The organism is Niveispirillum sp. FG148, from assembly GCF_057809655.1.
In genome coordinates this window covers 1-7,431 of the sequence record NZ_JBMDKJ010000061.1, presented here as the reverse complement: position 1 = coordinate 7,431, position 7,431 = coordinate 1, and the positions used below count along the sequence as shown (strand labels likewise).

The following is a 7,431-nucleotide window of genomic DNA, read 5'->3' as shown; positions in this document are numbered from 1 at the left end:
ATGTCGGCGCTGACCGCGCCTCACGCTGGGCCCCGGCTTTCGCCGGGGTGACGGGAAAAGGGCGGTTGCCCCTCATGCGGTCCGATGCCCCCCCAAACGTCAACCTTGTGCGCAAGCCCCAAGATGTTGATAAAGCCTTAGTCAACGCTACCCTTCACCCCCGGACGGATATCCATGGACCAGCCCACCCAGACCGCAGGACTGAGCCCGGACCAGTTGGACCATGCCGCCCCCACCCCGCTTTATCACCAGATCTATCTGGTGCTGCGGGAGAAGATCCGCAGCGGGGAGTTTCCGGCCAATTCCGTGATGCCGGGCGAACAGGAACTGGCCAAGCTGTTCGACGTGTCGCGCATCACCGTGAAACGCGCCCTGAACGAACTGGCGGCCCATGATCTGGTCAGCCGGCATCGCGGGCGCGGCACGGTGGTGACGGCGTCGGCGACCCTGCCCCAGGTCCATGGCAGTTTCGACAATCTGATCGACAGCCTGAAGACCCTGGGCCTGGAAACGCAGGTGCAGGTGCTGGAACTGTCCGACATGCCGGCCCCGCCCGCCGTGGCCGCCCTGCTGGATCTGGAACCGGGGGCAGAGGTGCAGCGTGGCGTGCGCCTGCGCAAGCTGACTGGGGAGCCGTTCAGCTATCTGATCCAGTATATGCCCGGCGACATCGCCGCCCGTATCAGCCGCGCGGATATGGAGACGGTGCCCATGCTGGTCCTGCTGGAACGGGCCGGCGCCACGCCTTATGAGGCGGAACAGTGGATCACCGCCGTGGCCGCCGATCCGCCCATCGCCGCCGCCCTGGAGATGGCGCCGGGCGCGCCGCTGCTGCGGGTGGAACGGGTGATGCGCGACAAGGCCGGCAGGGCCGTACAGCTGATCTACGCCCATTACCGCCCCGACCGCTTCAAATACCATATGCGCTCCAGCCGCAAGGGCAGCAGCCAATGGCGGGCGGAAGGGTGAGGTTGGGTTGATAAGGCGCTGATTTGGCGCCCATGGGCGCAGGCCGGGGTGACGGCTGTGAGACCCAAGTCGATTCCAATTCAATAGAATCCGAGAGACCCATGTCCGACAAAGTCATCCTGCGCCGTGACGGCGCCGGCATCGGCCGCCTGATCCTGAACCAGCCGGCCAAGCGCAACGCCTTGTCGCAGGAAATGTGGCGGCTGGTGCCGCAACGGCTGGCCGAAGCGGCGGCCGATCCCGCTATCCGCGTGCTGGTCGTGCAGGGTGAAGGCGGCACCTTTGCCGCCGGGGCCGACATTTCCGAATTCGAAGCCGCCTATGAAACCCGCGACAGTACCGCGGCCTATGCCGGCGACATTGCCGGAGCCATGGATGGGCTGGCCGATTTCGCCAAGCCGACCATCGCCCTGATCCAGGGGGCGTGCGTGGGCGGCGGGCTGGGTCTGGCGCTGGCCTGCGACCTGCGCTTTGCCGCGTCGGACGCGCGCATGGGCATCACGCCGGGCAAGCTGGGCCTGGTCTATCCGCTGGGCGATACCAAGCGGCTGGTGCAGACGGTCGGCCCCAGCCATGCCAAGGACCTGCTGTTCACGGGCCGCTTGCTGGGGGCTGCCGAAGCGCTTTCCATGGGGCTGGTCAACAAGGTGGAGGCACCCGATGCGGTTGAGGCGGCGGTACTGGACTATGCCGCCCAGGTGACCGCCGCCAGCCAATATTCCGCCCGCGCCACCAAACGCATGATCAACCGCGTCCTGGCCGGCCAGATCAAGGATGATGCGGTCACCGTGACCGAATTCCTGGACGCCATCGAAGGCCCCGACTTCATCGAGGGCCGCGACGCCTTCCGCGACAAGCGCAAGCCGAACTTTCCGTTCGGCTGAGGGTTGGGGGGACAGGGTCCGTCCGATGCAGGTTGAAGCCACTTCTCCCGTCATCCCGGCGAAAGCCGGGACCCAGGGGCCACAGGATCAACTCTCGAAGCCGCGTGGATAAAGGATGGCTGAAAGGTAGGGCTTTTGGCCCCTGGGTCCCGGCTTTCGCCGGGATGACGGGAGTGGATCGTTTCAGTCAGAACCTGACAGACACCAGCAACAGCGGGCGGACGTCGGGAGGGAGTGTGCCACCCCCCCTTCCCCTACCCCGCCGCCGCCGCCAGCGCCTGGCGCAGCACGCGGCGGTCGCCGATATGGTTGGCCAGGATCAGGATCAGGCGGGCGTTCAGGGCGTCGCTGTCGGTCCCGTCCCGCCCTTCGTGAACCGCCAGCAGTTCGGCATAGAACCCGTCCGGGTCGGGAATGTTGGGGGTCAGGATCAGGTCGTTCATGCGGCAAACCCCATGGCTTTGCGCTGCGCGGCGTTGATGGCGTCGGCGGTCGGCCGGTGCCAGCGGGCCGCCACATATTGGTCGGGCCGGAACAGGTACGCCGCCCCCGGCGTCAGGGCGTAACGGTCGGCCAGGACCCCCGTCGCGGATACCGGCAGCAGCCGCACCCCGTCGGGCAGGGGCCCGTCCCAGTCCGCGGCCATCAGCACGAAGTCCCCACCCAGCCTGTCCAGCAGCCAGCCGCTGCCCAGATCGGCATCGATGGCCGGTGCCCCTGGCGGCACGCCGCCCGTCCAGACATCCCTATCCGCACTGTTCAGCGGCCCGTCGGGGTAGCTGACGGGCGTGGACAGGCGGCCGGAATTGACCATGGGCCGGGCGAAGGGGAATTGTCCGGCCAGATCCAGCACGGCGTCGCGGAACCGCGTGCTGACCGCCGATTTCGGGGTCAGGAAATCCGTGGACCGGCTGGAATTCAGGATATTCTCATCCGCCGTCGCGGTCGCTTCCACATCATAGCTTTCCAGCAGGTCCGGCCCCGCCTGCCCGCGCAGGACCAGATCCAGCTTCCAGCCCAGATTGTCGATATCGGCCAGCCCGCCATTGCAGCCGCGCGCGCCGAAGGGCGAGACCAGATGCGCGCTGTCGCCTGCGAACAGCACGCGCCCATGCAGGAAGCGGCGCATGCGCCGGCACTGGAAGGTGTAAAGGCTGGTCCAGACCAGCTCGTACTCCACCCCGTCGCCCAGCATGGCCGACACCAGCCGGCGGACATTGGCCGGGTCCAGCGCCTGTTCCCGGTCGATGTTCCAGCCAAGCTGGAAATCCAGGCGCCAGACATTGTCGGGCTGCCGGTGCAGCAGGGCCGACTGGCCGGGATTGAAGGGCGGGTCGAACCAGAACCAGCGTTCGGCCGGCCGCTCCCCCTGCATGGTGATGTCGGCGATCAGGAAATGATCCTCAAACACCCGACCGTCGAAATCCAGGCCCAGCAGGGACCGCACGGGCGAGCGGTTGCCGTCGCAGGCGATCAGCCAGTCGGTGCGCAACCCATAGGCGCCCTGCGCGGTCTCCACCGTCAGATCGGCGCCCCCCTCGTCCGGCGTTACGCCCGTGACGGCGTGGCCCCAGCGGATTTCCACATTGGGCAGGGCTGCCACGGCCCGCCACAGATACTCTTCCACATGATATTGCTGGATATTGATGAAGCCCGGCCGCTTCTGCCCCTTCACCGGCAGCATGTCGAACTGGTAGAGCGGGTCGGGCGCATCGCGGCGAAACACCTTGCCGATATTCCAGACCACGCCCTTGTCGGTGATGACATCGCCCACGCCCAGCCGGTCGAAAATCTCCAGCGAGCGTTTGGAAAAGCAGATGGCCTTGGACCCGCCCGGAATGAAATCCAGCCGGTTCAGCACCAGGACCCGGTGCCCGCGCCGGCCCAGATCCAGCGCCATGGCCAGGCCGATGGGGCCGCCGCCGACAATGGTGATGGGGCTGTCGGCCTGATCCGGGGCCGGCCGGGGGCTGGCGCCGATGGGGCGCCAGACGGGGATGGTGGTTGCGGTCGCCATGGCGCTCACCCCTGCAGCTGGGCCCAGACGGCGCGGTCGCGATCCATGGTCCAGATGCGCGGCCAGTCAATGCCGTCCATCTCGTCCCACAGGCGCTGCACATTGAAGGGCAGGCAATGTTCGAAGATGGGCCAATGGCCGAATTGCGGGGAAAGCGCCTTGTGTGTCGCCTCGAACGCCTGCTTCAGCGTGCCGCCGGCGGCATGCACGGGACCGACATTGTCGATCATGCCGGTCAGGAAGCCGCGCGTCTGTTCAATGGCGGCATCCACGGCGTCGCGCCCGATGGCCACGGCGCCCCGCCCGCCCACCAGCTTGTCGGCACCAAACGCCTTCACCCGGTCCAGCGTGGCCGCCGCCCATTCCCTATGGAAGGCGTCGCCCGTGTAGAGTGCGGCCTGCGCCTCCACCAGATCGCCCGCGAACAGGGACCGGGACTGGCCGTGCCAGGCCACGATGTCGCCCGCCGTATGGCCGCGCCCGCAGAAGCGCAACTCCAGCGTGCCGCGCGCGCCGCCCAGATCGATCTCCACGCCCTGGTCAAAGGACAGGTCGGGGAAGGTCAGGCCGGGGATCTCCTCGGCGCCTTTGAACAGGCGCGGCATGCGGCCCTGTTCGCTGTCCCAGTCGGCCTGGCCGCGTTCAAGGATCAGGCTGCGCGTGGGCGCGCTGGCCAGCACGATCTGCGCCCCGAAGCCGGCGGCACCCAGGGCACGCACGGCATGATAATGGGTCAGCACCAGATAGCGCACGGGCTTGTCGGTGTGCTGGCGCAGCTTGGCCAGCCAGTCGCGCGCCGCCGACGGCGTGGCGCGGGCATCAATGGCGACCAGGAAATCCTCCCCCTCCACCGCGCCGACATTGGGGTCGCCCTCCGCCGTCAGGGCATAGACCCCGTCGGCCAACACCTCCAGCGTCTCCTGCTTCTCCCCCAGATCGGCCGATGATGCGAATGCCTTGGCCATGGTGTTTCCTCGTTCTTGATTGGCTGATCCGAACGATAGCGCTTCCCACCAAATCGCTTGTCACCGGAATGGATGACAGACCGGTCGGTCAATGATAGCCATAGGGAATGGATCGGCACCCCTGGAGCCCGCCGCCATGGTCAACCTGACGCCCGACCGGATTTCCGGCCTGATCGATGCCATCGGTAATGATGGGCTGGCGCCGCGCATGCTGGATGCCGCGCGGACCCTGCTGCCGGCGGTGGAGATTTTCGCCTATGCGGGGCGCGACGGGGCCGCCCCCCGCCCCCTGCTGTCGCACGGGCTGGACGGGCAGGCGCACGGCCGCGTCCGATCCTTTGCCAGCCATTTCCACATTGCCGATCCCGTGCGCGACACGCGCGCCCGCACGCCCGCCGGCGGCAGCTTCGCCACGCGCGTGGCCACGGCGCAGATCGGGCGCGGCGATTACCGCTGGCACTGTTTTGAAAAGCCGGGATTCGCCGAAAAGCTCTGTTTCGGCTGGCGCGACGGCACGGATGATTATGTGCTCAGCTTCTATCTGACCGACCCGGCCCCGGCCGATCTGGGCGGGCTGGAAGGGTTCGGCAGCCTGTGCATGGGCGTGCTGCTGCGCCATGCCGCTGCCGGCCGGATGGCGGACCGGCCCCTGGCCGCACGGCTGGAAACACGCCTGGCCCGCACCTATCCCACCCTGACCCCGCGCGAACGCACCGTTTCGGCCCTGCTGCTGTCAGGCATGACCGTTGAACAGGCGGCCGCTGCCCTGGGCCTGTCCGTCAACAGCGTGGCCACCTACCGCCGCCGCGCCTGTGCCCGGCTGGGTATTGATGCGCTGGCGGCGATGCTGGATGGGATGGTCTGACGGGGGGCGTTGGGCAACGGTCGATCCCTCCCTCCCAAGCCCTGGCGGGCTTGGGAGGGTCAGGGCAGAAAAGCCTGCTCCTTACGGCAACAGCACGGCCGCCCCGCCGAAACGGCCGGCGCGCAGATCGTCCAGCGCCTCATTGGCGCGGATCAGCGGATAGGGGTGGGTGGACAGGCGCAGCGGCACCCGTGCCGCCAGCGCCATGAAATCCAGCCCGTCCTGACGTGTCAGGTTGGCGACCGACACGATTTCCCGCTCCCGCCACAACAGGCTGTAGGGGAAGGCGGGAATGTCGCTCATGTGGATGCCGGCGCAGACGACGCGCCCGCCCGGCCGCACGGCGGCCAGGGCCGCCGGCACCAGATCGCCCACGGGGGCGAACAGAATGGCGGCGTCCAGCGGCATGGGGCCCGGCCGGTCCGACGGTCCGGCCCAGTCCGCCCCCTGGGCCAGCGCAAACTGCGCCGCCGCCTGATCACCCGGCCGGACAAAGGCATGGACCGTGCGGCCTTCCGCCTTGGCCACCTGGGCGATGATATGGGCCGCCGCCCCGAAACCATAGAGGCCGAGCGTAGCGGCATCGCCGGCCTTGCGCAGGGCGCGATAGCCGATCAGCCCGGCACAGAGCAGCGGTGCCGCCTCCACATCGCTGTAGCCGTCGGGGATGGGCAGGCAATAGCGGGCATCGGCCAGCATGTGTCCGGCATAGCCGCCTTGCAGCGTATAGCCGGTAAAGCGCGCCTTCTCGCACAGGTTTTCCCGCCCCGCCCGACACTGGTCACACACCCCGCAGGTCCAGCCCAGCCAGGGCACGCCGACCCGGTCGCCCACCGCCATGCCGGTGACGCCGACGCCCAGGGCCGTCACCCGCCCCACCACCTCATGCCCCGGCACGATGGGCAGGGCGGCGTCGGGCAGGTCGCCATCCACGACATGCAGGTCGGTGCGGCAGACGCCGCAGGCGCAGACGCGCAGGGCCACCTGCCCGGGGCCGGGCACGGCTTCCGCCAGCCAGTGCAGCACCAGCGGCTGGCCGGTCCTGTCCAGGACCATGGCGGGATGGGTGGGGGTCATGCGCGCCCTCCGTCATATGTGTGGAAATGATATTTCCACCATGCGCCGGAACGGAAAACCCCGCGATGATCCAGGTCAAGCCACCTGTTGGGCCGATACATGCGGCCGGGCAGCGGACAGCGCGCCGATGATGTCGCGGGCGGCATAAGGTTTGGGCACGGCAATGGCGGATTGCCAGGCCGCACCCGTGTCATGCCCATGGCTGCCGGTCAGGACAACGGGCACCCGCCCCTCGGCCAGCAGCTCGGCCAGCCAGGAAGCCCGCTCCTCCAGCCCGTCACTATCGGCCAGAACCATGTCCAGACCGTCGGGCGACAGCAGGTCCGCGGGCGGGGCCATACCGTTGCTGGTGCCGATGATATGGCATCCAGCCGGCTCCAGGATGGCGCGCAGTTCCGCCAGCAGCAGCGCATCCTGTCCCACCAGCAGCAGCCGGCAGCCTTCCAGGGCGCGGGGGTCCGTCACGGCCGGCAGGTCGGTCGGGTCATCCAGGCCTACCGGGCCCATGGCCGGGCGTACGGCGCCGGGCAGGATCAGCGTGGCGCGCAGGCCCTGCGGCTGCCAGTCGAACCGGGCCTGCCCGCCCGGCCGGCCCGCCACGGCCAGTTCCACCAGCCGCAGCCCGAAACTGGCGGGGGGGGGGGGCGCGGCCGG

Annotated in this window: 8 protein-coding genes; 3 read left to right on the top strand and 5 right to left on the bottom strand. The window is 68.6% G+C overall.

Translation table 11 applies throughout. The annotated features are described in order from the left end of the window. The first annotated feature begins 174 nt into the window (after positions 1-174). Entirely contained in the window at positions 175-969 is a 795-nt protein-coding gene (locus tag ACODTW_RS28065; RefSeq protein WP_488949520.1) for a GntR family transcriptional regulator, read from the top strand. Between the two features lie 101 nt (positions 970-1,070). Continuing rightward, a complete protein-coding gene (locus tag ACODTW_RS28060; RefSeq protein WP_488949518.1) occupies positions 1,071-1,853 on the top strand; it encodes an enoyl-CoA hydratase-related protein in 783 nt (260 codons plus the stop codon). A gap of 254 nt (positions 1,854-2,107) precedes the next feature. Here the strand turns inward: ACODTW_RS28060 and ACODTW_RS28055 are convergent, their stop codons facing one another. The 3 genes from ACODTW_RS28055 to ACODTW_RS28045 are packed head-to-tail and all read right to left on the bottom strand — an operon-like array spanning position 2,108 to position 4,835. Then, complete coding sequence (locus tag ACODTW_RS28055) at positions 2,108-2,296, bottom strand: DUF2783 domain-containing protein (protein ID WP_488949516.1); 189 nt, start codon at positions 2,294-2,296, stop codon at positions 2,108-2,110. Continuing rightward, positions 2,293-3,870 (bottom strand): FAD-dependent oxidoreductase, encoded by a 1,578-nt coding sequence (locus ACODTW_RS28050; RefSeq protein ID WP_488949514.1) that lies wholly within the window; start codon positions 3,868-3,870, stop codon positions 2,293-2,295. Before ACODTW_RS28050 ends, ACODTW_RS28055 begins: the two co-directional genes overlap by 4 nt. Positions 3,871-3,875: 5 nt before the next feature. Next, the gene (locus ACODTW_RS28045) at positions 3,876-4,835 is read right to left on the bottom strand and encodes an MBL fold metallo-hydrolase (RefSeq protein WP_488949512.1); all 960 of its coding nucleotides are present in this window, start codon (positions 4,833-4,835) and stop codon (positions 3,876-3,878) included. 136 nt (positions 4,836-4,971) lie between these two features. Between ACODTW_RS28045 and ACODTW_RS28040 the strand changes: the two genes are divergently transcribed. Beyond that, complete coding sequence (locus ACODTW_RS28040) at positions 4,972-5,700, top strand: helix-turn-helix transcriptional regulator (RefSeq protein ID WP_488949510.1); 729 nt, start codon at positions 4,972-4,974, stop codon at positions 5,698-5,700. A gap of 81 nt (positions 5,701-5,781) precedes the next feature. On the opposite strand, the gene ACODTW_RS28035 is transcribed toward ACODTW_RS28040, so the two are convergent. Next, positions 5,782-6,777, bottom strand: coding sequence for a zinc-dependent alcohol dehydrogenase family protein (locus ACODTW_RS28035; RefSeq protein WP_488949508.1), 996 nt, complete (start codon positions 6,775-6,777; stop codon positions 5,782-5,784). A gap of 75 nt (positions 6,778-6,852) precedes the next feature. Next, on the bottom strand, positions 6,853-7,431 hold a 579-nt coding region (locus tag ACODTW_RS28030; RefSeq protein ID WP_488949506.1), incomplete at its 5' end, for an ANTAR domain-containing protein.